Consider the following 24,688-nt stretch of genomic DNA (forward strand, 5'->3'; position numbering starts at 1 on the left):
AATAGTGTGGTTTCTAACACTCTATAAATTAGAAAGATTTTTTCGTTAAATCACCGTATTTATTATTTTTGCTGCTACGCTTAATGAAAAAGGCATTTTGATTTAGGCAAGCTATGGCTGATAAACCCATTTGCCAATATGTGTCACCTGAGGGAAAAAAATGCAGTGAAATCGATATGGGCTCAGGTTACTGCTTTTGGCATGACAATAAATTCGATAAAGGTGGCTTGGAGCTAAGCCAAAAGCTTGAACGCTATGCCAAGCGCGGCGGCTTGCTGCAAGGCTTAGAGTTAAAGCGGGCCAATTTGGAAGGGCTCAATCTTGTTAACTTTGAAAATCATCATGGCTATGATCTATCTTATAGCAACTTTTATCGTGCCAATTTGAAAGGGGCGCACCTGTTTAATAATACCATTAAGCACGCGTCGTTAATGAAGGCGGATTTGAGAGAAGCAAGTCTGCACTGCTGCAATTTAGAAAGCACCAATTTGCTTGGCATAAAGCTGGAAAACACCCGTATCGATAATATGGAACTCGGCGAGCAATTACTACAAGAGCAGCAAGCTTTTGAAGCTCGTAGAAACCGAGCTATAGAAGACGCGGAAGACTTGTTCCTACAGTCCGAAGAGATCTATCGTTTACTACGTAAAGGCGCAGAAAACCAAGGATTATTTGAAATGGTTGGGCGCTTTACATATAAAGAGCTGCGCATGCGACATGCCCAGTATCCACGATTTTCAAAACGTCACCTTATTTCCAGCTTTGTCGACTTACTATGTGGGTATGGAGAAAAACCGGAAAATGTCATTCGCTTCAGCCTAGGTATGATAATTACCTGTGCATTCTGCTATTTTCTATTCGGCGTTTCGTTTCAAGATCAGATAATGCAGATGGACTTAAACAACAGTGTATATGAAAACGTGATGGCACTGCTGAACAGCTTTTATTTTAGTGTCGTTACCTTCACAACCTTGGGGTACGGGGACATTACGCCTGTGGGGATCTCACGGTTGATTGCAGCGGTAGAAGCGTTTACCGGCAGCTTTTCATTAGCGCTATTCGTGGTGGTATTTGTGAAGCAAATGACGAGGTGATACTCATCTCGTCATTTTTAACCCGCTATTTCTGACTTTAGCTGTTCTAAAAAGTCCTGCATATACTGGGTGCGGGCTTGTGCCTGCTCACGGGCTGCAGTGGTATGCATATTATCTTTAATATGCAGCAGCTTAATGAAAAAGTGATCTAAGGTATATTTGGTATCGTCAGCTTTTCTGTGCTCACAAAAAGGGTCTTCTACATTGTAGAGATTACGCGCTATCGCCCCACCTACTTTCATACAGCGGCTGACACCTATTGCACCTAACGCATCCATTCTGTCTGCATCTTGGACAATTTTGGCTTCTAATGTCGTGGGTGTAACACCGGCGCTAAAGCTGTGTGCAACAATGGCGTGGTGAATCGCCTCGAGTTTATCCGTGTCGTACTTCAACTCTGTTAGGAAGGCAACCGCCTTGTCTGCAGCTAGTTTCGACGCCAACGGTCTGTCTGGATGATTTTTTGCTACGGCAACACAATCATGTAACCAAGCGGCAGGGATCACCACAGCAGGATCCGCCCCCTCAGCTTCGCAAAGTGACTTTGCGACTTTAACTACACGCTTGATATGAGACAAATCATGGGCGGTATCTGCACATGGTGTCGACAGCATAAACTCTTCACATGCTTTTTCTAATTCATGCATTTTTAACGTCATTAAGCTCAACTTTTATTAATATCCGACAAATAAGCTCACACAAATTCAGCGTGAAATGTATTACTGATTGTATGTTGCCACACCCTTCACTAAAATGGCAGCTATCAGGACAGATTAGAGAAAATATATGACTTGCGCGCTATATCTGCAACCGGGCAGAGAAAAATCCCTTAACAGAAGACACCCTTGGGTTTTCTCAAAGGCCATTAAAAAAGTAAAAGGTAAGCCTGCCCTTGGTGATACCGTCAAGATTTACAGCAATGAGGGTAAATACCTCGCCACAGCCGCTTACAGTCCAGACTCTCAGATCAGAGCCAGAATTTGGACATTTGATGAATCACAACATATCGACCAAGCGTTCTTTGAGCAAAAGCTTGCAAGGGCATTAGCAGCCAGAGAATATGTTATCGCTGAAGGTGGTTTAACTGGCTTTAGATTGTGTGCCGCAGAGTCAGATGGCTTGCCGGGTGTAACTATTGATAAATTTGATAACTACTTGGTGTGTCAGCTGCTAAGCGCAGGTGCCGAGCGCCACAAGGGTGAAATCGTAATGGCGTTGCAATCACTATTTCCTGATTGTCATGTTTACGAGCGCTCTGATGTTGATGTACGTAAAAAAGAAGGCCTTGATAAAATTACTGGACCGCTTGCAGGCTACGCACCAACTGCACCAGTCCTGATTAGCGAAAATGGTTTAAAGATTGAAGTCGATATCATCGGCGGCCATAAAACCGGCTTTTATCTAGATCAACGTGACAGTCGAGCCGCGTTAGAGCGCTTTGTAAAAGACAAACAAGTGCTTAACTGCTTCTGCTACACCGGTACATTTGGCCTTTATGCGCTGCGCGGTGGCTGTAGTAAAGTTATCAATGTTGACGTATCGCAGCCAGCACTCGACACAGCTAAACGCAATGTAGAGCATAATGAACTAGACTTGTCGAAGGCCGAGTTTGTTAAGCAAGACGTGTTCAAACTACTAAGACAATATCGTGATGAGGGCCGTCAATTCGATACGATTGTGATGGATCCACCAAAGTTTGCAGAAAGTAAGGCGCAGCTTAACGGTGCTTGTCGTGGCTATAAAGATATCAACATGATTGCCATGCAGATATTAAAGCCAGGTGGCACGTTACTCACCTTCTCGTGTTCTGGCCTTATGGAACAAAATCTATTCCAGAAAGTCGTTGCTGACGCTGCGCTCGATGCCGGTAAAGAATTGTTGATTATGGAAAGGCTAAATCAAGCAGCCGACCACCCTATTGCGGGCAATTATCCAGAAGGCTTTTACCTAAAAGGCCTTATTTGTAAGGTTTATTGATCCGGCAATTTTCAGTGGTATTGGAGGAAACTTCAATACCACCTTAGGGCTTTAACTAATCTAATTGAACTTGGTGATTTCAAGTCCTACAACCCACTGCTCGTCCTGCTCTTGACTGCAACGGATCACGGTTGCATGAGCACTAAGCGGCTGGATCATATCGCCACTGGAATCAATGAAAATGTCAACGGTTGAATTTGCTTCGATTGGGTCGCTCACTGTCACCGACAACCCTGTAGCGCTTAAATCGTGACAAACTCCTTGGTGCACTTTACCCGACTCAAGTTCGGTTAATTTTGCTACTGCATCCACCGACATACGCATAAAACGGCGTTTATCTTCATTGATCATATAATGCTCCTACACCATTGATTTTATTTTTTCTAATAGCGATTGCATTGAGAATGGCTTAACCACATAGGCATCGCAGCCTGCATCGAATCCCGCTTTTTGTTCCTTTTCAGACTCTAAACCAGACACCATTAATACAGGAATGTCCTTCGTCTCTGGTGTATTTTTCAACATTCGACAGGTGTCGTAACCGTCAAGACCCGGCATACACACATCAAGCAAAATAGCATCTGGAGGATCAGCAATCGCATTAGATAAGCAGCTCGTACCCGAGTTTGCATAGCTCAGCTCAAACGACCCCGAAAGCGCCATTTCAAGCATTTCATAGTTAAAATACTCGTCGTCAACCACCAGCAGGTGCGGTGCATTTTTCCTTTTCTCTCGTGTGGACATATTCAATGCCGCTTCCTTCTCACAATCCAAAACTTTACTTCCTCATATAATAAAGTAACTGTCGTACTCTAAAATGCAAGTTTATATTTCGCACTCTTTTATCGAATTCAGAACGCGTTTAGCCGAAATCGGATAAGCTGTTCCTAATGTTTGGGCAAATAAAGACACGCGAAGTTCCTGTTGCATCCAAAAAATATTTATAAGCGACTCAGGTACAGGTAATCCAGAAGGAATTTTTGCCAATTTGTCTTGATAGGCCGTAGCAACTTTTTCCAATTCTAGTACACACAGCCTATCTCTGTTTGGATCTACCGCAAGTTTTTCAAGCCTTTTTTCAATCGCTTTCATGTAGCGTAAAATATCAGAGATTTTGTCAGCACCATGAGCGGTGACAAAACCTTTAAAGATAAGACCGGATAGCTGGGATTTTATGTCGCCGTGCGCAGTGATCATGGTGAGATCCACTCTGCCTTTCATGCGCTTGTTAATACTGTGAGCAATACTAAGCACTGCCTCAACTTGCTTCGCAATATCAACTACGGTGTCGCCTAGCTCGGCTCGAATATGTTCTTTGGCTTTTTCAAACGCAACGTCATCTCTGATCTCGCCAAATACACGCAGCAGCTTATCAACCCCAGCTTGCGTACAGTCATCAACCAAATCATGCACTTTACCAAAGGGGTTAAAGTACAATCCTAACTTAGCCTTATTTGGTAAGTGTTGCTGTAGGTATTTAACAGGCGACGGAACATTGAGTAGCACAAGACGGCGCAATCCTGCTTGATGCGCCGCTTGGGCTTTTATTTCGTTATCAAACAGTTCTATGGCCGTACTTTGCTTTTTATCGACTAAAGCTGGGAACGCCTTAATCTCATAATTTCCTTGCTTTTTAGTATATTGCTCTGGCAGCTCGCCAAAATCCCACTGCTGAATATCCGTTTGCTCTATTCCTTGCTCTGCTACTTGCGAAAGCGTCTCGGTCACTTGCCCTTGCAACTTTGCCTTAAGTGCTAATAAATCAAAGCCATGGGCTATCACCTTGCCTTTATCATCGACTACCTGAAATTGCATTTTTAAGTGCGGCTCAAGTGCACTAACATCCCAATCTGACTCGGCGACTTTGACACCTGTCATTCTGAGTAAACGATTAGCCACCGCTTCTATAAATGAACCTTGCATTACCTCAACGGCGGCAAGCACAGCATCGGCGTAGTTTGGTGCCGGCACAAAGTTACGTCTTAGGGTCTTCGGCAGTGACTTAATAAGTCCACAGATCAGCTCATGTCTGAGCGCAGGAATATGCCAATCAAAACCTTCATCTTGAACTTGGTTCAATAGCGCCAGAGGAATATTGACCACCACGCCGTCTAATGCTTGGCCTGGGTCAAAGTGATAGCTGAGCGGCAAGATCAAATGCCCTTGCTGCCACGTATCAGGGTAGTGGGTATCCGTGATATGTTCGGCGTCATGCTTCATGAGCAGATCGCGCGTCATATGCAAAAAACGTTTGTCTTTTTGCTTTTGTGAACGCCACCACTTGCTAAACGCAGCACGATTATTTACATCTTGTGGAATTCGTTCGTTGTAAAACGCAACAACATCTTCTTCGTCAACTAGGATATCGCGACGCCTAGCTTTATCTTCAAGCGCCTGCACTTCTTCAACCAATTTTTGGTTTGCGCTTAAAAAACCTTCGCTCTGGCCAAGTTGACCATTTGCCAGCGCTTCACGAATAAATATCTCTCGGCTAACCACAGGATCAATATCGCTATACACAGTGCGTTTGCGGCCAACGATGATCAAGCCGTACAAGGTTTGTTGCTCAAACGCGATAACCGCTCCAGCCTTTTTCTCCCAATGCGGTTCGCTATAGCTGCTATTAACTAAATGCTTGGCGAGCGGTGCAATCCAATTTACATCGATTTTGGCGTTAACCCGAGCATAAAGTTTACTGGTTTCCACAAGCTCTGCAGACATCAGCCACTTAGGGCTTTTCTTAAACAGTGTTGAACCGGGGAAAATATGAAATTGGCTGTTACGTGCGCCTTTAAACACTTGCTTTTGCTTTTCGTCCTTCACACCAATATGGCTAAGCAGACCGCTTAGTAATGATTGATGGACAGCTTCATCGCTTGCAGGACTGCTATTTATTTTAAAGCCGAGCTCCTCACATACCGTAGTCAGCTGATATACAATGTCTTGCCATTCACGTACACGCATATAGGCCAAAAAGTCTTTTTGGCATTGCTTTCTAAACTGGTTACGCGTCAGTGCTTGCTGCTGCGCTTCGATGTAATTCCATAGATTTAGATATGCAACAAAGTCTGAGTGTTCGCACTCAAAACGATTATGTTTTTCGTCTGCTGCTGCACGTTTGTCTTGAGGACGCTCTCTTGGGTCTTGAATTGACAGTGCCGCAGTGATCACTATCGCTTCCCAAAGCGCATTGTTTTGTGCCCCAGACATCACCATCTTGGCAAGCCTTGGATCTATGGGTAAGCGGCTTAGTTTGCGACCTGATTCTGTGAGCTTGGCTTTTTCTCTGCGCTTTGCAGGAACTATCGCCTCCAACTCTTCAAGTAACGACATGCCATCTTTGATATTACGACTATCAGGCGCTTGAACAAATGGGAATTGACTTATATCACCAAGTCCAAGTGCGAGCATTTGCAAAATAACCGAAGCTAAATTGGTTCTTAGAATTTCAGGGTCGGTAAACTCAGGGCGCCCTAAAAAGTCGTCTTCAGAATATAAACGAATACAAATACCGGATGCCACACGCCCACATCGACCTTTACGCTGGTTTGCACTGGCTTGTGATACCGCCTCAATCGGTAAGCGTTGCACTTTGGTTCGATAACTATAGCGGCTTATTCTCGCAGTACCCGGGTCGATAACATAGCGAATACCTGGTACGGTCAATGACGTTTCAGCAACGTTTGTAGATAATACGATACGCCGTTGGCTATGAGGTGCAAAAATGCGATTTTGTTCGGCATTAGAAAGGCGCGCATACAAAGGTAAAATCTCAACGCCTTTTAAATTGCGTTTTGCCAGCGCATCAGCGGTGTCACGAATTTCACGCTCACCGTTCATAAATACCAGAATATCTCCAGGTCCTTCGGCGCAAAGTTCGTCAACCGCATCAAAAATGCCCTGCAACTGGTCGTTTTCCGCCTCACCATTTTGCGAGTCAACATCTTCAACTGGACGATATCTCACTTCTACTGGGTAAGTTCGCCCTGACACCTCGATAATAGGTGCATCACTAAAGTGTTTAGAAAATCGTTCAGGGTCTATGGTTGCTGAGGTAATAATCACTTTAAGATCTGGACGCTTCGGCAATAACTGCTTTAAATAACCAAGAATAAAATCAATATTCAGACTGCGCTCGTGCGCTTCATCAATGATGATTGTGTCGTACTGATTGAGGAATCTGTCTTGTTGAATTTCCGAGAGCAAAATACCGTCGGTCATCAGTTTTACGTACGTATTGTCAGAGACTTGATCTGAGAAGCGAATTTTAAATCCAACTTCTTGCCCCATCTCGCAGCCAATTTCCTCTGCGATACGGGTAGATACGCTTCTTGCCGCTAGCCTTCTAGGTTGTGTATGACCAATATAGCCATCCAAGCCTCTACCAAGCTCTAAGCAAATCTTAGGCAGCTGCGTAGTCTTCCCCGAGCCCGTTTCACCGGCAACAATAACCACTTGGTTGTGCGCAATGGCAGCCTTGATGTCGTCTTTTTTCTGGCTGACGGGTAGTTGCTCAGGATACTCTACTGCAGGAATATTGGCACTTCTTGTTACCTTTAATTCTTGGCTTTTTGCAATCGCAGCCGCTATTTTTGCGACTACCTGCTTTTGCTTTTCTTGATCGGTAATTTTTTTCGCACCATGAAGGCGCTTTTTGAGGATGAAGTGATCCTTTTTAAGACATGAATTTAGCTCTTTGAACAGCGAGTCAACCTGCACTACACGACACCTTGTGATTACATAAAACGCCGTGTAGTTTATCAAATCAGATTAGGCGAACCCAACTAAATTTGGTTAGGAATTGAGATTTTTGCTGATATTCACAAGGCAATTCCTCATGGGTTACCTTAACAGCTCGTAAATTCCATCGCTTTATACGTAGCGGTGACCAGAGACATAAGCATCATGTAAATGCTTATCCAACGCTAACAACACGTTTGCACGACTAATAACCCCAAGTAAATGTCCTTCATCGTCAACTACCGGGTACACTTTGGGCTTATTGCAAATCATCAAATCTGCCATTTGCACTATGCTGTCTTCACGTTTTACACAAAGAGGCGCTTTTGTCATCACATCGGACACCACGCTATGAGACTCATTTTGATAGGTCGCCTCTAGCATTTTTTTGAGACAATCCTGCTCAGATAAAAACCCAATAACCCGCCTTGATTCGTCTATAACCGGCCCGCCCGACTGGCCGCTTTGTAGCAGCTTCTCTACAGCTGATTCTACGCGCATATCCTGGTTGAATGTTACGGGGCGATGATTTAAGTAGTCTGCGACTTTTATTGATTGCATTGCTCATCTCCATTAAAAACGCCAGCTATCATGATAATAATAGCTGGCGTTTGAAGAACTTGCTTAGTCTCAACGAAATATTGTTTTACTCGCTATAAATACCAACATAGGTCTGTGTTGTTGACGACTTGCTCGCACGATACATCCCCGCGGTATTAAATGGCATGCTAATATTTCCTTTAGGGTCAACAATGATCACCCCACCCGTGCCACCAATTGGATAAAGCGTATCAAAAATCACTTCTTTTCCCGCTTTTTCAATCGACTTGTTTTGATAAGCGACACGAGCACAAATATCAGCTGCGACATTATATCGAATAAAATACTCGCCATGTCCCGTTGCTGACACAGCACAAGAGCGGTTATCCGCAAATGTGCCCGCACCAATCACCGGTGAGTCACCTATCCGTCCGAAGCGTTTAGCCGTCATGCCACCAGTTGACGTTCCAGCCGCTAAATTCCCCTGCTTATCGAGTGCGACAGCCCCTACAGTTCCCATCTTATATTGGCTCTCTAATTGTTGGTGTGCCGCCTGATAGTCTTTGGTCGCCGCTTCTTTCATCTGCAATCGCTTTTTCGCCTTTAGGAGCGATTGATAGCGAGCATCGGTGTCAAAATAGCTGTTTTCCACTAACGTAAAACCGCGTTTCTTAGCAAAGTCTTCTGCACCTTCACCACTTAGCATGACGTGTACTGAGTGCTGCATCACTTCTTTTGCTAGGTTGATTGGGTTTTTAATGTGCTTCACCCCCGCCACAGCGCCCGCTTGGCGATTACGACCATCCATGATTGATGCATCTAGCTCATGTCCTTCATCATAAGTGTACACGGCCCCCTTACCAGCATTAAAAAAAGGCGAGTCTTCAAGAATATTAATGGCAGCCGTTACCGCATCAAGGCTTTCTCCACCTTGTTCTAGTACCTTATACCCCGCCTCAACGGCTTCTTTTAATTTAGCTTTGTATTGTTTTTCTTTTTCTGGTGTGAAGTTACTGCGCTCAATCGTACCAGCTCCTCCATGAATGGCGATCGCAAACGGGGGCGCTTTCTCTGCCGCGACAGCGGCTGTCGTCGACAAGGCTAATAAGGCTGCTAGCAAAGAGTTTTTTTTCATTTTTATACCTTGGTTCGTTGTTAAACTTCAGCATGAGGTGAATTTTAGAACGATGCAAGCTTTCGCGTTAAAATTGTCAAGCTAAGTGATTTACAGTGTGGTTGAAAGAAACTCATGAGCTGCACGACACAACAGCAAATTTGAATATTTTTCAATCAACTAACGGTTGTTATTTCGACCACAAAATGGAAACATATTTATTACTTTGAAATAACTCAAAGTAATAAAATAACGAAATTCGACAGGAATCGATATGAAAAACATTCTAAAAATTGCAGCTTTTAGCACACTACTACTTGGAACTGCTCAAGCCGCTGCTACTCAAGAGCAAATTAAAGTTGTTGATTACAACACTTTTTATGACACCCAAGTCAACAATGTTGACTGCGGTGGCTACTGGGATGAGCGACGTGTGTGGGTATGTGACTACCGTACGGAGCTCGTTGATGTGAGTTATAAGACTTGTCACTACAAATTAATAGCAGGAGAACCTTACGGTCCCTATACTTTATGGCAAACTAAAACCGTACTCGCGACACAAAGCTGCCCCGGAGGTTGGACTATTCCTCATCCAATCCCAAACTATCAGGTGCCTGGAGGTGCCTATGTTCATCAACATGATACTTTTTCAACTCAACAAGAAGAACGCCGAGTAGCGTATAACTGTCGTTGGGAAACACGCTCGGTTTGGATCCCTCGAGGCGGTTCATACTGTCCTATTCCAAACGCTAAGTAATACCAATTTGTCTTAATACTTGCTCAATTTGAAGGTGCAAATTGGTGTAGCACTTATAAAATAGCATCCACAAAAAAGCGCTTCCTCTGGAAGCGCTTCTATCGAATCATTCTATATCTAAACGCGATTAGCTCGCTTCGCGCTGTGCCTTCATGCGAGCAAGGCGCGCTACTTGATGTGTAGAAGTTAAGAATGCGAAGATTGGAGCTAAATAACCGCGTTTACGTAGCTCTAGGAAATCTTCGTCACCTAATTCATTTAACTTACGCTCATCCACAAGGTAGATACCGTTGATGTCTTTTTTCTCACCACGGATTTCTACCGTTAGTGTTTGTTGAACTAGAAGCTCTTTGTCAGCAAGATACTGAGTAAACGCTTCAGTTACGCGAGCAAACTCAACATAGCTAACTAACGCTTCTTTACGACGACCTAGATATTCAGTTTCTTTACCGTCTTCGAAAAGCGCATTGCCTTCTTCTTCACCGACTAGCGGACTTGCTTCATCAATAACAATACCAAACTGATCTTGCTCAGGGTGCTTAACCAAACCAAACGGGTAACGTGCTGCGGCCATTGGCACAAAGCTGCCAGTCCACTTGTCACCGTCTACAAATAAGTTTTCACCTGGCTGAAGACCAAACATAGCAACCGCTTGAAATTGACCTGACTCAGTGTTCTTAACAAACGCCATTGGGAATTCTGTCGCTACACGCGCAAACTCATGCGCTACCACAGGCATTAAGTGCTGAGTTTTAAGGAAATCAACGTTCACGCCATTTTTTACTTTGATGTTAGCGTGCTTTTCGTTGTGTAAAGGCTGCACTTGTTGTTCCGCCATAATACTGCTCCATTATTTTACGTATTTGTTACTTTATTTATTGCCCCTAAGGCTAGCGTTTTTCGGGGCAAATTGGAAGTTAAATATTTATGAGAAGAGATACCGCTAACTATGGCAACTAAAAACCAAATAATGACCTCGCCTATATTCTTGAATATCTGTCTAGAAATCAATCTAAACGCATCGCGCGAATCACTGACTAAAGAAGTAAAGAAATATATTAAACTCTTAGTTAAGAGTTTGATATATTGATGGTCTTGCCAACTTCCCTAGTGTAAAAAGAGAGCTAAATGAACGAAGCAATTAAACAACATATAAAATCTATTGAAAAGGTTGAACCCATTCAATTGTCGCCTTGTGAAAGAGACACACCGATGATTTATATGGACTTTGGCAATATGAGCACAGTGTGGAAACAGCAAGCGCCAAGTTATCGTCCTGATTGGGTAAAACCGATAAACAGTTATCCAGGCTTATGGGCTCGAGTTTCAAATGACTATTTTGAATTTGTTAAGGAATTAGCACTTAAACTGGCTCCTTATTTTGGTGCATCACCATCGCTAGAATCAATTAAACGTATCAGCTGCAATTATGCAATTGCCACCAAATCAAATGAAGAACTTCATGCATATCAAACAATTCCACACTTCGATAACTTAAACTCAAACCAAATAGCATTGGTTCATTACCTTTGTGGTGGTGAATTTGGCGGGACTGGCTTTTACCAACACAAATCGACGGGAGTGAAGGAAGTTATCAGTGCAAATCATGACCGCTATCGAGATCACTTAGATATTGAGCTGTCACAAGGTGGCTACAAAGAAAAACAATATATCTCCAGTCACCATCCACTTTTTGACAGAACTCATTATATCGAAGCTAAGTTTGGCCGCATCGTGGCTTTCCCTAGCACTCGACTTCATTCAGCGTGTCTCGCGGAATCGCAACTGAGCTCAGACGCAATATTGGATGGACGTTTAACGATTACGAGCTTTATTATTTTTGACCGACGTGAGCTACCGAACGTTTAATATGCTCTAAGGTTTCTCTGTGCCCTCGTAAGTTATTACTGCAATAGCTTACTCCTTTCTGAATATCCTCCAATAGCTTCGATAATGCACTAGCCTCTCCCGAAGGCGGCTGGATCGAAAGGTGGGTATAATAATTCATGCCGTATAGAACATAGAGATAGTTGCTGACACGAAACAGATCTAAATTGGAACGGAAGTCGAATTGAGAAGGAATTTTAGCACGCCAAAGTTGTAGCTTTTCTTTTAACTCATTCGATAACGAGTTTTCATTTCTATTGTCAATCCAAAAAGCGCTATCATCTCTTTTTGATAAATAATAATGAAGTTTAATGAAGTCGGTCGTTGACTCCCACATCTGCGTAACATCTTCATTGAAACGCTTTTGCCTAAGTTTAATATTTTCTACATCACTCGGAAAAGCCTCTGCAAACATCCTTGCTGTAACATCAAACATAAGCAAACCTGTAGCTTCTAATGGCTCTACAAACCCTTGTGATAGCCCCATGGCAACACAATTATTTATCCATGGCGTTTGCTGGTATCCAACCTTCATTGGCAATTTTCGAACTTGGCTGAGCATCATACTATCGTCTATATAATTCAGTAAGGTAGATCTCGCACTCTCCTCTGTTTGATACTTGCTGGAATAAACATACCCTATTCCTCTGCGTGTTGTTAAGCCTATATCCCAAATCCACCCGTATTTTTGGGCGGTTGAAGTCGTGTAAGGTTTGATCGTGGCATTTGGAGTATCATAATCAACTTGAACAGCCAACGCGGTGTCTGCTAAAAGCTCACTCCCTTTATCAATAAACTTCCCTCCAAGTGACTGTTCAATCAGTAACGATTGAAATCCGGAACAATCAACAAAGAAATCTCCCTTCACTCTTTCACCATTGTCGAGTTCTAAAGACTCGATAAAGTGCTCTTCATTTAAGTTGGCCTTTGTGACACTACACTTAAGATTCTTAACGCCAAGCTTGTGTATTGCATGCTGACGCAGGAGCTCTGTAAATTTACCAGCATCAAGATGATAGGCATAATTAAAGAGTCCTGAAAACTCTTTATCTGATAACCGTTTTGGTGGTAATGCTTTTTCACAAATATACGACTGTACCGATACTAAATCTGCATACTTTTTGCTGGCTAAATCTTTATTTAATAACCAATGAGGTGTTACATCAAAAGGGCGAATATTTGGGAAATCAAAAAGGTGATGATAAAAATCTTCTCCTACTGCTGATGGATTATGACACCAATTCACGAATTTAATACTATGTTTGAAAGTGACATCACATTGACCTATAAAATCACTTTCTTTTATTCCAAAGTATTTTAGCGTGTCTTTGATTACAGGGACGGTTCCTTCTCCAACTCCGATGGTCGGAATATCGGGCGAGTCTAATAAAGTAATTGAAATATTGTCATTTTCATTAGGGTTTAATTTTTTGGCAATATGACATGCAGCAATCCATCCAGCCGTCCCACCACCAACGATTACGACCTTGCTAATTTCTTTCAAATTAATTACCTACGAAACATAGTAAAACATCAAAATCGAATTTCTATAGTACTAAATAGAAAGAAGCCCCATATAGGGGCTTCCCTTAATAGTATGCTAAATCTTAAAAGCGGAAATCAACACCAAGAGAGTATCTAGCATCCCCTTTATATGACCAAGCAGCATAGCCATCTCGAATTGAAGCCTTAGTTCCAGCTGGGAACTCAGCGGCACCGTACTGCACACTATCTTCCTCAGTTAAATTCACAGCTGCAAAACGTAGCGTAATTGCATCAGTAACATTGTAACTTGCGGTTAAATCGAGTGATCCATAGTCATCGTGCATACGGTTACCGTAGAAGCCTGTCTCACGGATCATATACTTAGAACGCCAGTTGTAAGCAAGTCTTACGCTTACATCATCTTGCTCATAATACGCAACCGCATTGATTGTGTTTTCAGAACTATCTGAGAATAAGCCTACAGCATCAGAGAAGTTCGACTCATCAACAGAACCGTCAGCATAGGTGTAGTTGAATAGCGTGCCAAATCCACCACCTAGCTCGTGCTGAACTTGGAATTCAAAACCAAGAATATCACCACCATCACCATCAACCTGAGTGTTTACCTGCCAGTTATCTTGACCAGTCACAGGGTCAACAATTCCAACCGATTGGTTCAACGTAGTTTCACTAGTCGTAAAGTTACTGACATCTTTGTAGAACAACGTAATTGCAACCATATTTGCATCACCGTAGTAATACTCATATCCTAGGTCAGCTTGAGTAGCTTTAAACGGCTTAAGGTTAGGGTTACCCTTTGTAAGCGTCTCATTACCGCGCTGAGTATCGCCATAACCTGCAATCTGCGTCGCTGCAAACATATCGTTGTAGTTAGGACGAGAGATAACTTGTGCTAGAGAAACACGTACAATGCTATCTTCACTTAAGTCGTAGGCTAAGTTAAAGCTAGGTAAGATTTCGCTGTAATCACCTTTATCTTTAACAATGCTTGAGCTCAGACCATTGTTTTGACCAATACCATTTGGATCAACAAAACCTGGCATAGGCGCAAAGTATTTAGATGATGCATCTGTTGACACATATCTCAAACCAAAATTACCTCTGTAATTTTCGCCTGAATAATTAGCCATTAAATAGATAGCTAAGTTTTCTTCTTCAACCGTAGAATAACCTGAACGATCATGGTACCAAGTACCAAAAGTTGCTTCTGCATTTGCTCTCATAGCATTTATATCTGGCGTTGGGATTACAACATTTGCATCCGTACCAGAAGTTTCACTACCAGTCCAAAATTGTGTTGGATCGATGATATTGTGTGCATTATGCGTAGGACGGTATGAATCTCGCACTACTTCATGATCGGTCCAACGAACACCTGCTTTTATTGACGTAACATAATCATGATCTAGATTGTAGGTAAGGTCTGCTTGGAAATATGTTTCTTCATCTTTATTTGGTGCTTTTTGAGAAGCCCAATTTTGTAGACCTCGATCGTCCCAACTTGGATCAAACTCTGAAATATTCCAGCCGCCTTTTGGCAGATTTACCGAAGACACCTTTCCTGAGTTATCTAAAACTAAACCGTTAAGATCTGCCGCAGTTCCTAAGTATGCTGCGTGGTTTATTGTTAAATCCGTTCCACCTTCAGCTGAAGTTGAGCCTAAACGAGTCTCAACCTTAAAGTTGTCACCATGATAGTTATAGGCTAAATCAATAACTTCAGATTCCATCGAAGCAAAACGAGCAAACGTTTGTAAGAATGCACGGTTTGGCGCTGGATTCTCTGCTGTGTTCGAACGAACAGTACAGACATCTGACACTGCGATTTTTTTCTCACAGTTATTCAAGTTTGTGAATAAGAAAATACTGTTGTTAGCGTTATCAGCTTCTAGCTCTAATCCTAGGTAATGTAGGACAAACTCTGAATTTTCTGTTGGTGCGTACTGTGCGGTGATATCGATAGAAGTTCTTTCACGCTGCTGTTCGAAATAGTTTACTGACTCCGCACCATCCCAACCATACGACGCTTCATTTCCACGACGTACATATGTAGAGTCTTCATACGCAACCGCACCCATCACACCAAAAGTTTCATCAGCATTTTTCCAGCTGTAAAGCGCTGATAAACCAGGATCTGTCTCTTCAGATTCTGTTGAATAGTCACCTTCAATAGAGAAAAAAGCTGAGTTTGAGTCCAGATCTAGTGGTTTTCGAGTTTTAACGTTAACAGTACCACCTACACCGCCTTCGACTAAATCGGCCTGTGAAGACTTAAATACTTCGATAGCGCTTATTAATTGAGGTGGTAACAATGTATAGTTGAAGCTTCTATCGATTGCTTGTTGGTCATACCAACCAGTCGACGCAACAGACTGACCATTTAGAGTAGTCAGTGTTAATTGGTTTGAAGCACCTCGGATGGATACTTGTTGACCTTGTCCAAATTGACGGTTTACTGCAACACCTGGAATGCGACCAAGAGCTTCACCTACATCGCTGTCAGGAAACTTGCCGATATCTTCTGCAGATACGGCGTCAACAACACTCGTTGCAAAACGCTTGGTATTAATAGATTCTTTTAAAGAACGGCGAATACCGCGAACTTCAATGACTTCTACGTTTTCTTGTACTTGATTTTGACTTTCTTCTGCAACTACAACGCCTGAAAAGCCCGCACCTAGTGCGATGCTGACGTTAACTGCAAGTAAGCTTTTTTTGAAATTATTAGCTAACACAGGATTCCCCTTGAATCATTTTGTTGGTTTTTTAAATCACTTCTGCCCAGTGATGATGACAACGCTGTCATCTAATAACAAACCATACACCCTAAATTACATATTCGCTACAATTTTTTTGGCCTGTTATTCAAAAAATATTTATATAGATATATATCTTATTGATAAATATAAACTTAAATATGACCAAGATATGGTTTGTTACAAAAACGATTGGAGAATAGCACAAAAAATTTTGCTGCTGTAGAGTTTTAAGATGGAATTGTCTCAATAAAGGGACATTTTAATTATCTGAATACACACAAGGGGATGTGTATTCAATTCTCTCATCAAGCTTGGACAGAAGCTAAAGATGAGAATAAATATCAATGACAACGCTGTCATTATAGATTCATCTGTAAGTACTGTCTAGTTCTTTTAAGAGAATTTTTTATGACAAAGGCTTATAAAATCTACGATTAGCGAGTTAGCTATCACTATCTTTTGCATAAATTTGAATACCCTATTACGGGACTTATTGATTTTCTAATGATCGTATATTGAATCAGTAAAATTTATTGCTTTTATTCGTAAGAAGTAAGAAGTAAGAAGTAAGAAGTAAGAAGTAAGAAGTAAGAAGTAAGAAGTAAGAAGTAAGAAGTAAGAAGTATTGTCGCTTCGAGCTTAATGTCCAGAGATATTCAATCAGTTGACTCAAATAATCGAGACAAGGCCAGCTATCACGCCAGCCTTACATTTTACTGTTTCTAGTACATGCACTCGGGTTACGGGCACCAGAATACGGTCAAATTAATATCAGGATGATTTAATACAGCACGCAGTGGTACTTCATACTCTGAGCCGGGTTGTTTTGCCGCTTCATACACCGCTTTTTTTTCATCACCAGAGATCAATAAAACAGCCGCTTTAGAATTAGCTATTCCTGCCAAAGACAAACTCATGCGCTCGGTGATCTCACCTGTCACTTCGCTTTGATGAGCATTAATTGCGCACACGGTGTTTGTGGTCGTTAATGCGTGTTCTAGGCCATTTGCACTTGGGAATAAACTCGCGGTATGACCATCTGGCCCCATTCCCAAAATAGTAACATCGAACGGTTTTTTCAACGCACCATAAGCAGACTCACATAGATCAGCGCCCTCTTCTGCTGACACTGCCGCATTCTTCATTGTTACAAATCGAGCATTTGCCGCTTTGTCTTGCAGCAATGTCGACTTAATAAATGCTTCGTTAGACTTTTCGTGATCCGGTTCGACCCAACGTTCATCAACCATAGCAACCGTAATTTTGTCCCAGCCTAGCTCAACACCAGAGAGGTGTCGATACGCTGGAGCCGGTGATGAACCACCAGACACTAACAGCACCGCTTCACCGTCTTGCTCAATACCTTGACTAAGCCCTGCTTGAAGTAGTTCTGCAAGCGCTGCTGTCATCTCGTCTTTGGAGTTGAAATTTCTTTCTGTCAACTGTGCCATTACGCCTGCTCTCCCGTGTTGAACCACACATGTTTGTTTTCTTCTAGCAGTTCGTCTGCATCTTCTGGACCCCAAGAGCCTGCACGATAAAGTGACGGTGCACCTTTACTCTGCCAGCGTTCAACGATTGGGTCGATCCACTGCCATGCTTGACGAACTTCATCACGGTGAATAAATAAAGCTGGATTATTTGCAGCAGCATCTAGCATTAAGCGCTTGTATGAATCTGAATGATAGCCATTGTTATACTTTTCACTCAATGAGATATTTAGCGTCACCGGCTCTAATTGCATTTCTAGGTTATCTAGACGCTTCGACATCAGCGTTAACTGAATACTTTCTTCAGGTTGCAATCTGATCACCAAACGGTTTGGCTGAATTGGACCCGCCGCATCACCATAGACGTTGTGAGAAACAGGCTTGTACTCAACCACAATTTCAGCACAGCGTTTTTTCATGCGCTTGCCTGTTCTTAAATAAAAAGGCACGCCAGACCAACGCCAGTTATCAATGTGAGCACGAATAGCAACAAATGTTTCTGTTGTACTTGACCCTTCGCCCAACTCTTCAAGATAGCCAGGTACTAGCTTACCTTCGAGGTCACCAGGTACGTATTGACCACGCACAACATTGTTATCTACATCCGTATCAATTAGCGGTCTAAGCGCTTCCAATACTTTAAGCTTTTCAGTGCGAATGCTGTTGGCATTAAGTTTATGTGGTGACTCCATCGCAACTAAGCAAAGTAGTTGCAATAAGTGATTTTGCACCATATCACGAAGTGCGCCCGCTTTGTCGTAAAAGCCAGCTCGGCTTTCAAGACCTACTGTTTCAGAGATACTGATCTGAATATTATCAATGGTTTTTGCATCCCATAAATTCTCGAACAGTGCATTTGAAAACCTTAGCGCCATCAGGTTTTGAACCGTTTCTTTACCTAGGTAATGATCGATACGGAATACTTGTTCTTCCGAGAAGAACTCGCCAATTTTGGCATTGATTTCTTCTGCAGATTTACCGCAGTAACCAATAGGCTTTTCAACAACCACACGTGATTGTTCAGTGATTAGTCCTTTGATTGATAGTAGCTCACAACAACGGCCATAAACCGCAGGAGGGAGAGATAAATAGAATACACGGGACTTATCTTCCCCGTCTGCCAACATATTCTTTAGCGTATCCCAATGTTCGTCTTCTTCAGTAACGTTGACTACCACAGGTACTAAAAACTGTTCAAATGCGGACCAATCTTTTTTGTTGTATTCGCCTTTGCCAAGGTGAGTTTGTAATGCGAGATGTGCCGTTTCGATAAATTCTTGTTGTTTGTTTTGTTCACGAACGGTCGGTAAGATGCGAGTGCCTTCAGGTAAGTTACCTTCTTGATATGCACGATACAAAGCAGGTAGGAGTTTGCGAAGTGCTAAATCGCCTCCCCCACCAAAAATTACGATGTCAAAAGGATTAAGCATAATTCACTCTCATTAGGTTGGGCGTGCACTACAAGCACGCAGTGTTTATTCGATTTGGAGCCACTCCAAAGCCTACCAAACTCATTGTGTAACGGGTGATGATTTCGATTACAATGCGCTAGTAAATGAGTCTTAGAAACCTGTATTTCCTCTCACAAAAATACAGGTTCTAAGTACTCCAGCGCTACCCGTTCAAAGGTATTCTGTTTACTTCAAGTTCCACTCGAAGTATTAATTCGTTCTCTTTTGCTTGTAATAAGCGATTAGACCCGCTGTTGAGCTATCATGAGGGTTAGAAACGCCTTCTTGCGTTAGTTCAGCTTCAATATTTGATGCCAGTCCTTTACCAAGCTCAACACCCCACTGGTCAAATGAACACACATCCAAAATGATGCCTTGGCAGAAAATTTTGTGTTCATACAAGGCAATTAGTCGGCCCACAGCTTTCGCATCTACCTTATCTAAGATAAATGAAGAGGTTGGACGGTTACCTTGGTGTATTTTATGCGGGATCAACTTGTCGATTTCCGCATCCGACTTACCTTTAGCCGTTAAATCTTCACGAACCTGCTGTGCATCTACACCCGTCATCATTGCTTCCGTTTGCGCGAAGAAGTTAGACAGTAAAATATCGTGATGCTGGCCTACTTTGTTTTGCGGTTCAATTGAAGCGATAAAATCAGCCGGTACAATCACATTACCTTGGTGTAAACACTGGTAAAAAGCGTGCTGGCCATTTATCCCTGTCATGCCCCAAATAATTGGAACAGTCGTATAGTTTACCTGCTCTCCTGCAAAAGTAACATGCTTACCATTACTTTCCATTTCACCTTGTTGTAAATACGCAGGCAGCATATGAAGCGCCTGATCATAAGGCAAAATCGCTTGTGCTTGATACCCTAAGAAGCTGGTATTCCAAACACTGAGTAACGCCATCAACAGTGGAATATTGTCTTCGTTGTTTGCCGTTTTAAAGTGCTCATCAATTTCAAACGCACCTTCAAGCACTTCGACAAACTTATCGAAGCCTAGATAAAGTGCAATTGGTAACCCTATCGCGCTCCAAAGCGAGAAACGACCACCAACCCAGTCCCACATCGTAAACACGTTATCATCGCTAATACCAAACGCTCTGGTCTTCTCAAGGTTGGTGCTCACCGCAACAAAATGCTTGGCGATTGCTGTTTTATCATTTGCAGCATTCAAAAACCACTCAACGGCAGTCTTTGCATTAGTCATGGTTTCAGAGGTCGTGAAGGTTTTTGATGACACAACAAACAAGGTGGTTTCTGCGTCCAAACCTTTTAGTACTGAAGCAATCTGTACACCGTCAACATTCGAAACATAATGCACGTTTAGCGTGTCATCTGCATACGCGGCTAGCGCATCAGTTACCATTTGCGGACCTAAGTTAGAACCACCAACGCCAATCGCAACCACATCTTTTACAGCTTTGCCTGTATACCCTTGCCACTCACCTGAGCGAACTCGGTTACTAAATACTTGTAGTTTTTCTAATTCCGCATTGACTTGTTCGGTAACGTTGACACCATCTACATAGATAGGTGTATTAGCACGGTTGCGCAGCGCCGTATGTAAAACCGCTCTGTCCTCGGTGATATTTATTTTTTCACCGGAGAACATTTTTTCTCGCCAAAGCGCGATATCACTCTCTTTTGCGAGCTGCATCATCTCAGAGAATGTTTGGTCGTCAATGCGTTGCTTGGAAAAGTCGAACAATACACCTGAGATTTGACGAGAAAACTTTTCAAACCTTTGTGCATCATTTGCAAACATCGTTTTTAAATGCTGCTGCTCTACTCGCTGCGCAGAGCTACTGAGCTTTTGCCAACTATCCAAATCTACACGACCACCCATTACATATTCCCCTAAGACGTAAGTGATTGTTAGTTACCTTACTTTTCAGGTAGTAACAACAAAGAAACATTATTAAACAAGCACATTATGTCAAAATGACAACGCTGTCAAATTGCTTCTTTTCAATTTTACATTGCGAATAATAACCTAAAATAAAATTTTTGACACCGGTATCATTCATTTATTTCTGCGAATTGTAGTGCTAAATTCTGTACTTATTAGATAGACTAAGAAAAACAGATGATCCTTTTATTAAGCCAATAGTCGACTTAGCAGCTAAATATCACAGAAATTGGGCGCTAGCTTCTGCATACATAAAGCGCTACTATTCCTCTGTGCTTAATAATGATCGATACAGACCTGTAAATAGAAGAACAATTACATGAAAGTCACTATTAATGATGTTGCCAAGCTAGCTGGCGTATCTATGAAAACCGTATCGCGGGTAATCAATAAAGAACCTTCGGTTAGAAAAAAAACTTACGATCAAGTAATGCAGGCTGTAAAAGAGCTTAATTATCAGCCTAATATTGCTGCAAGAAACTTGGCTGGTACTTCTTCATTTGCGATTGGCTTAGTCTACGACAACCCCAATGCGTATTATGTCATTGATATGCAAAATGGCGTGTTATCTCGCTGTAGAGACGAAGGGTATGAACTCGTCATCCACCCCTGTGAATCCAATTCGGAAAATATGGCTGAAGAGTTTGTCACTATGATCAAACGCTCACGTCTCGCGGGTTTGGTCTTGACTCCTCCTCTATCCGAGCAACAAACCATTATTGATATGCTAGATGAGCTGGGCATTCATTACGTGCGTCTACTTTCAGGCCGAGCGCAAGAAGCAAAAAATAGTGCAAATAACTGTATTTTTGTTGATGACTATGCCGCCGCCTATGAAATTACCGAGCATTTGATCCAACTTGGACATAAAAAAATTGCTTTTGTACTTGGCGACGAAGAACATAAATCAACTGCAGAGCGACTAGCTGGATATCGAGATGCGCTGAAAGCCCATGACATCAAGCAAGACGATACACTGCTCTATCACGGCACGTACTCATTTGAATCTGGGGTAAAAGGCGCTAAAGCGCTGCTGGCCGATGGTAATCCAAAGCAAATTACTGCGATTTTAGGTGGTAACGATGAGGTTGCAGCTGGGGCTTTATTTGCTGCGCGGCTGATGAATATAGAGATCCCCGGTCAATTGTCTATTAGTGGGTTCGAAGACTCTCCATTCTCCCGCCAAACTTGGCCTAAGCTTACGACTGCACATCAGGCTAACAACATTATTTCTGAACATGCTGCTCGTTTGTTGTTTTCTAAAACGCGTGGGCATAGAAAAAATGATAAAGAAGTCTCACATGTATTCACACCGAGTATGGTGGTTCGTGAAAGCACAGGTAGAGTCACACAATAGCAGTACATTTAGCTAGTCGGCGCTTGAGCCGACTAGCATCAAAAATTCCTTACTATTTCGCCAATAACTCTTCGTTTTTACTTGACCATGCATTGATCAGCGCTTTAACGAGAGATGCAAGTGGAATGGCAAAGAACACGCCCCAAAAACCCCATAAACCACCAAAAAATAATACTGCAACAATGATATAAACAGGGTTGAGGTCTACCGCTTCGGAAAACAATAAAGGCACTAAAACATTACCATCTAATGCTTGAATAATGCCGTACGCGATGAGGATTGTCCAAAATTCTGGCGCAAGACCAAATTGAAACAACGCAACTGCGGCAACAGGTAACGTAACCAGCGCGGCACCAATAAATGGAATAAGTACAGAGAATCCAACCAATGTTCCCAGTAGCGCGGCATAACGTAAATCAAAAATAGAAAAGGTTACAAAACTCACCAAGCCAACAATGACAATCTCAAAAACTTTACCACGAATATAATTCATAATTTGTTGATCCATCTCGTGCCACACTTGTGAAATAAGCTTTCTGTCCTTGGGTATGATTTTTGAAATTCCAGATGTAAGCTCTGACTTGTCTTTCAACATGAAAAAAGCAAGCAGCGGTACTAGAACCAAGTAAATCATCCATGCAACCACGTCTTTTAATGAAGTTAATGAGGCTGAGACAATGACTTCACCAAGCTCTAGTAACTTGCTTTCCACCGAGCTCACAATGGCTTGTACTTGTGTTGTAGAGATCAGAGTCGGATAGTATTCAGGTAAATGTAAAAGGAAGTCTTTACCCTCTTCGACCATGGTTGGGCTTTCTTGGAGCAGATTACTTAATTGTTGCCACAGAACAGGAACAATACCAAATACCAGCCCCAAAGCGACGCCCACAAATACCGCCATTACAACCACTGCTGATAACATCCTACTGCCAGTCACTCGGGTTAGCTTGCTCACCGGCCACTCCAGTAAATAGGCGATCACAATTGCCACCAGTACCGGCATGACGTAACTACCAAAAAAGTACAGTAAAGCAACCGTGGCAACCAGCATCAGCAATAGAGTGACGGAATGTGGATCTGAAAACTTTTTGATATACCACGCTTTTACTAACTCAAACATCCATGATCTCCAAACACACTTCACCACTCTCAATTTCAATAATTCGGTAACTCACCGAGTTACCATCCAAATACTTTTTTATGTCTAACAAGCTTTGATCCTGACTCATCAGCAATTTTAGTTTGCCTAGAGTATAGTCATGGCGCTTTAACCGCCACTTAAACTGAACAAATAATGCAGGACAGGTAAATTCTCGTAGATCATGCACAAATTTTATAGTTTCGTCTCCACACAAATCACTCAATGCGGTAGCCCTCAAGGCGTTGATGGTTTATTCTTAATAGCATACTCTACTTCTTGGGAATCTTAATGCCAGGCGTTAATAATAAGGCCCGATTGCCAGCCAATCCAACACTAAAAGAAATAAATTGGTACAAAAAGCAAATTAATTGGGGTGAACTTCCACCTTTTTATCACCTTGTGGCCTCAGCAGTAAGCGAATGTGAAGGTCTGCTCCATCACGGCTTTGACAATGCAGTAAAACGCTTGCTAGATAAGCGAAACTGGAACATAGAGCTATTAGGTGGTTATGAAGATGACCGTGGCATAATCCACTGTGACAATAAACCTCAAATAGCTTTACATCAAGCATTTACTGACAGAGGCTTTGAGCTTTGGGCTTACCCAATAGCCAAAGGCACAAAGATTGATGCTTATGTAAAAGACAATCGTTTTTTAGAGTTTCAAGTATGGGATCCTCATACGATGAAAAACTTACTGCGCATCAATCAACTCCATAAGTTTATTGCGTTTTACTTTGAGCGCGGCGATATAGCAGACAAAGCTCTGATACTTCATGCACATAAAGTGCTACATATGACAGTAACGTTTTTAAAAAAAGAATTGAACATCACCAGCGTTGATGGAGTCTCAATAAAAGATTTTTACCAACTTTGCGAAAAAGATGCTCGAGCATGCATTGACGAAGTCGACTTAGCTAGGATCATGCTCGGAGAAGACCTTAAAAGGGATTAAA

The 24,688-nt window shown here is 42.3% G+C and carries 19 protein-coding genes; 6 read left to right on the forward strand and 13 right to left on the reverse strand.

The annotated features are described in order from the left end of the window. Positions 1-113: 113 nt before the first annotated feature. Positions 114-1,094, forward strand: a complete 981-nt coding sequence (locus B1L02_RS10015; RefSeq protein ID WP_088530900.1) for an ion channel — start codon at positions 114-116, stop codon at positions 1,092-1,094. Positions 1,095-1,111: 17 nt separating this feature from the next. Here B1L02_RS10015 and B1L02_RS10020 read toward each other — a convergent pair whose 3' ends face one another. Beyond that, the gene (locus tag B1L02_RS10020; protein WP_088530901.1) at positions 1,112-1,753 is read right to left on the reverse strand and encodes an HD domain-containing protein; all 642 of its coding nucleotides are present in this window, start codon (positions 1,751-1,753) and stop codon (positions 1,112-1,114) included. Between the two features lie 127 nt (positions 1,754-1,880). Here B1L02_RS10020 and B1L02_RS10025 point away from each other — a divergent pair, with 127 nt between their 5' ends. Beyond that, complete coding sequence (locus B1L02_RS10025; protein WP_088530902.1) at positions 1,881-3,071, forward strand: class I SAM-dependent methyltransferase; 1,191 nt, start codon at positions 1,881-1,883, stop codon at positions 3,069-3,071. Between the two features lie 60 nt (positions 3,072-3,131). Here the strand turns inward: B1L02_RS10025 and B1L02_RS10030 are convergent, their stop codons facing one another. The 5 genes from B1L02_RS10030 to B1L02_RS10050 all read right to left on the reverse strand — a co-directional run bounded on the left by B1L02_RS10030 (position 3,132) and on the right by B1L02_RS10050 (position 9,486). Then, the gene (locus B1L02_RS10030) at positions 3,132-3,422 is read right to left on the reverse strand and encodes a PilZ domain-containing protein (protein ID WP_088530903.1); all 291 of its coding nucleotides are present in this window, start codon (positions 3,420-3,422) and stop codon (positions 3,132-3,134) included. A 9-nt stretch (positions 3,423-3,431) separates the two neighbouring features. After that, positions 3,432-3,815, reverse strand: a complete 384-nt coding sequence (locus B1L02_RS10035; RefSeq protein WP_045989068.1) for a response regulator — start codon at positions 3,813-3,815, stop codon at positions 3,432-3,434. Positions 3,816-3,896: 81 nt separating this feature from the next. Further along, a complete protein-coding gene (gene hrpA / locus B1L02_RS10040) occupies positions 3,897-7,790 on the reverse strand; it encodes an ATP-dependent RNA helicase HrpA (RefSeq protein ID WP_088530904.1) in 3,894 nt (1,297 codons plus the stop codon). 153 nt (positions 7,791-7,943) lie between these two features. Then, positions 7,944-8,372 (reverse strand): CBS domain-containing protein, encoded by a 429-nt coding sequence (locus B1L02_RS10045; RefSeq protein WP_088530905.1) that lies wholly within the window; start codon positions 8,370-8,372, stop codon positions 7,944-7,946. A gap of 85 nt (positions 8,373-8,457) precedes the next feature. Beyond that, positions 8,458-9,486 (reverse strand): isoaspartyl peptidase/L-asparaginase family protein, encoded by a 1,029-nt coding sequence (locus B1L02_RS10050; RefSeq protein ID WP_088530906.1) that lies wholly within the window; start codon positions 9,484-9,486, stop codon positions 8,458-8,460. A gap of 253 nt (positions 9,487-9,739) precedes the next feature. Here B1L02_RS10050 and B1L02_RS10055 point away from each other — a divergent pair, with 253 nt between their 5' ends. Beyond that, positions 9,740-10,222 carry a hypothetical protein gene (locus tag B1L02_RS10055; protein WP_088530907.1) on the forward strand — a complete coding sequence of 161 codons (483 nt, stop codon included), beginning with the start codon at positions 9,740-9,742 and terminating at the stop codon, positions 10,220-10,222. 127 nt (positions 10,223-10,349) lie between these two features. Here B1L02_RS10055 and B1L02_RS10060 read toward each other — a convergent pair whose 3' ends face one another. Next, positions 10,350-11,060 carry a SapC family protein gene (locus B1L02_RS10060; protein WP_010375531.1) on the reverse strand — a complete coding sequence of 237 codons (711 nt, stop codon included), beginning with the start codon at positions 11,058-11,060 and terminating at the stop codon, positions 10,350-10,352. A gap of 290 nt (positions 11,061-11,350) precedes the next feature. Between B1L02_RS10060 and B1L02_RS10065 the strand changes: the two genes are divergently transcribed. Then, positions 11,351-12,091 (forward strand): DUF6445 family protein, encoded by a 741-nt coding sequence (locus B1L02_RS10065; RefSeq protein WP_088530908.1) that lies wholly within the window; start codon positions 11,351-11,353, stop codon positions 12,089-12,091. Here the strand turns inward: B1L02_RS10065 and B1L02_RS10070 are convergent. The 5 genes from B1L02_RS10070 to pgi all read right to left on the reverse strand — a co-directional run bounded on the left by B1L02_RS10070 (position 12,057) and on the right by pgi (position 21,172). Further along, positions 12,057-13,613: a tryptophan halogenase family protein gene (locus B1L02_RS10070; RefSeq protein ID WP_157757233.1), complete on the reverse strand. Its 1,557-nt coding sequence runs from the start codon at positions 13,611-13,613 to the stop codon at positions 12,057-12,059. The two genes, B1L02_RS10065 and B1L02_RS10070, sit on opposite strands and share 35 nt — an antisense overlap. Positions 13,614-13,716: 103 nt before the next feature. After that, on the reverse strand, positions 13,717-16,350 hold the full coding sequence (locus tag B1L02_RS10075) for a TonB-dependent receptor (protein ID WP_088530910.1): 2,634 nt from the start codon (positions 16,348-16,350) through the stop codon (positions 13,717-13,719). A 764-nt stretch (positions 16,351-17,114) separates the two neighbouring features. Further along, positions 17,115-17,825, reverse strand: coding sequence for a 6-phosphogluconolactonase (gene pgl / locus B1L02_RS10080; RefSeq protein ID WP_088530911.1), 711 nt, complete (start codon positions 17,823-17,825; stop codon positions 17,115-17,117). Further along, positions 17,825-19,294 carry a glucose-6-phosphate dehydrogenase gene (zwf, locus tag B1L02_RS10085; protein WP_088530912.1) on the reverse strand — a complete coding sequence of 490 codons (1,470 nt, stop codon included), beginning with the start codon at positions 19,292-19,294 and terminating at the stop codon, positions 17,825-17,827. Before zwf ends, pgl begins: the two co-directional genes overlap by 1 nt. A gap of 231 nt (positions 19,295-19,525) precedes the next feature. Further along, positions 19,526-21,172: a glucose-6-phosphate isomerase gene (gene pgi / locus B1L02_RS10090; protein WP_088530913.1), complete on the reverse strand. Its 1,647-nt coding sequence runs from the start codon at positions 21,170-21,172 to the stop codon at positions 19,526-19,528. A 382-nt stretch (positions 21,173-21,554) separates the two neighbouring features. On the opposite strand from pgi, the gene B1L02_RS10095 reads away from it, so the two are divergent. Further along, positions 21,555-22,592 carry a LacI family DNA-binding transcriptional regulator gene (locus B1L02_RS10095; protein ID WP_088530914.1) on the forward strand — a complete coding sequence of 346 codons (1,038 nt, stop codon included), beginning with the start codon at positions 21,555-21,557 and terminating at the stop codon, positions 22,590-22,592. Positions 22,593-22,644: 52 nt separating this feature from the next. Here the strand turns inward: B1L02_RS10095 and B1L02_RS10100 are convergent, their stop codons facing one another. Beyond that, complete coding sequence (locus B1L02_RS10100; protein ID WP_088530915.1) at positions 22,645-23,712, reverse strand: AI-2E family transporter; 1,068 nt, start codon at positions 23,710-23,712, stop codon at positions 22,645-22,647. A gap of 309 nt (positions 23,713-24,021) precedes the next feature. Here B1L02_RS10100 and B1L02_RS10110 point away from each other — a divergent pair, with 309 nt between their 5' ends. Then, positions 24,022-24,687, forward strand: coding sequence for a hypothetical protein (locus B1L02_RS10110; protein WP_088530917.1), 666 nt, complete (start codon positions 24,022-24,024; stop codon positions 24,685-24,687). Position 24,688: the final 1 nt, after the last annotated feature.

Origin of the sequence: Pseudoalteromonas piscicida (assembly GCF_002208135.1) — a bacterium.
Lineage (GTDB): Bacteria > Pseudomonadota > Gammaproteobacteria > Enterobacterales > Alteromonadaceae > Pseudoalteromonas > Pseudoalteromonas piscicida_A.